Source organism: Subdoligranulum sp. APC924/74 (assembly GCF_003324125.1).
Classification (GTDB): Bacteria; Bacillota; Clostridia; order Oscillospirales; family Ruminococcaceae; genus Gemmiger; species Gemmiger qucibialis.
Genome location: NZ_PSQF01000182.1, coordinates 1 through 1,774, shown reverse-complemented (window position 1 = coordinate 1,774; position 1,774 = coordinate 1). Strand labels below are relative to the sequence as shown.

The window sequence follows — 1,774 nt, the reverse complement described above, 5'->3', positions numbered from 1 at the left end:
GCTGCGGCACGGCATCTGCGTTGCCAAAATGCTCGATAAGACATCCAGTATTATCTGCGCTTTTGGCTTAGCATCTGCCGCACCTCGCTTGCCGTATCGGCACTTAGAATTATGCGGTATTGCCTAAAGCATAGCTAAAATTAAAGAATGTATAACAAAATGCCCACGGCCTGATATCAAAATCATGCCGCAGGCATCCCAAAAACTCCTAACTTCTAACTCTTACTTCCTAAGGCAATACCGCACAATTCCCGCCTGACGGCTTAAGCACCGCTCCGGCGGCTGCGGCACGGCAACTGCGTTGCCAAAATGCTCGATAATACACAAAGTATTATCTGCGCTTTTGGCTTAGCAGCTGCCGCACCTCGCTCGCCGTATCGGCACTTAGAATTATGCGGTATTGCCCTAACTTCCTTACAGTCTCACTCCTGCCGAAAGCAGCTCGATGAACTGGCGGGCAACACGGGGGCTGCGGCCGCCGGCACGGATGGCGAAGGCTTCGCCCTTGATGAACAGCTGATCAGACGGCATCTGCACGCCGTACTGCTTGGCAAGATCCAGCAGAATTTCTTCAAACCGAACTTTATCCGGCCGCTGGAAGGTGACCGTCAGGCCGAACCGGGCCGAAAGGCTCATCAATTCCTGGCGGGTATCTGCCTCGTGGATGTCATCACCGGAACGGTCGCTCAAGGTTTCCTTGATGAGATGGCGGCGGTTGGAGGTGGCGTACACCACAACATTCTGGCTGCGGCCGCCCACACTACCTTCCAAAATGGCTTTCAGCGCGGCAAAGTTGTCGTCGTTGGCAGAAAAGCTCAGGTCGTCAATGAACAAAATGAACTTGAGTGGGTTCTGGGCCAGGCTATCCAGCAGGGCCGGAATCTGATACAGCTGGTTCTTTTTCACTTCCACAAGGCGCAGACCATCCGCCGCAAATTCATTGGCAATGGCTTTCACGCTGCTGGATTTGCCGGTGCCCGCATCGCCGTACAGCAAAACGTTCACGGCAGGCTTGCCGGACAGCAAAGCCTTGGTGTTGGCAATTACCTTTTCGCGCTCGTGCTCGTAACCGGGTAGCTCGCTTAAGCGCTGCGGATCCGGGAAGCGCACCGGGATCAGGCTGCCATCCTCAATGGTGAACATGTGGTGGCGGGCAAACATGCCGTAGCCCTTTTGACCAACTTCAGCCAGGCGCTCAGCGTAAGCGGCGGCAAAATCCACTTCTTCGGTTTCCCAGCGGGGCAGAAAGGCAAGGGATTCCTCGCCGCCGGTCAAATCAACCAGCGTAACGCGGCTGAGCTGCTGCAAAAATTCCAGCTCGCTGTCCATGCAGCGGGCAGCGGCCTGCCCGGCGCCGCCGCTGGCAGCTTTGCGGATGCAGATGTTCTCATCCTGCAAAACGGCGTCCAGCAGCACGCGGGTCCAGCTGCCGCCGCGTTCAAACAGCTGGTTTTCAAAATCAGCTGCAGCGCTTACAAAATCCTCGCTCCCCGCAGCGGCCAGCATGGCGCGGAACGCAGGCACAATGTTGGCCTGCAAAATACCGCGGAAAATCACAAGGCCGTCCAGCCGGGTGCGCATGGTATTCAACTTCATCATTCCCAATTCCTCCAGGAGTGCAAAAATGCTTGCTCTGTTTACTCAGTATAGCTTTTTTGCCGCTGTGGTGCAAGTGACAAAATGACCTTGTATTTACGGCAATACCGCACAATTCCCGCCTTACGGCTTAAGCACCGCTCCGGCGGCTGCGGCACGGCATCTGCGTTGCCAAAAT

At 55.6% G+C, this 1,774-nt stretch carries 1 protein-coding gene; it reads right to left on the bottom strand.

Annotation, left to right across the window (positions count from 1 at the left end):
* Positions 1 to 414: 414 nt before the first annotated feature.
* Positions 415 to 1,596: an ATP-binding protein gene (locus tag C4885_RS16060; RefSeq protein ID WP_114001295.1), complete on the bottom strand. Its 1,182-nt coding sequence runs from the start codon at positions 1,594 to 1,596 to the stop codon at positions 415 to 417.
* Between the last annotated feature and the right edge of the window lie 178 nt (positions 1,597 to 1,774).

Bases quoted from the DNA above. Each gene is read 5' to 3' on its own strand.
- C4885_RS16060 (WP_114001295.1), bottom strand. From the start codon at position 1,596: ATGAAGTTGAATACCATGCGCACCCGGCTGGACGGCCTTGTGATTTTC.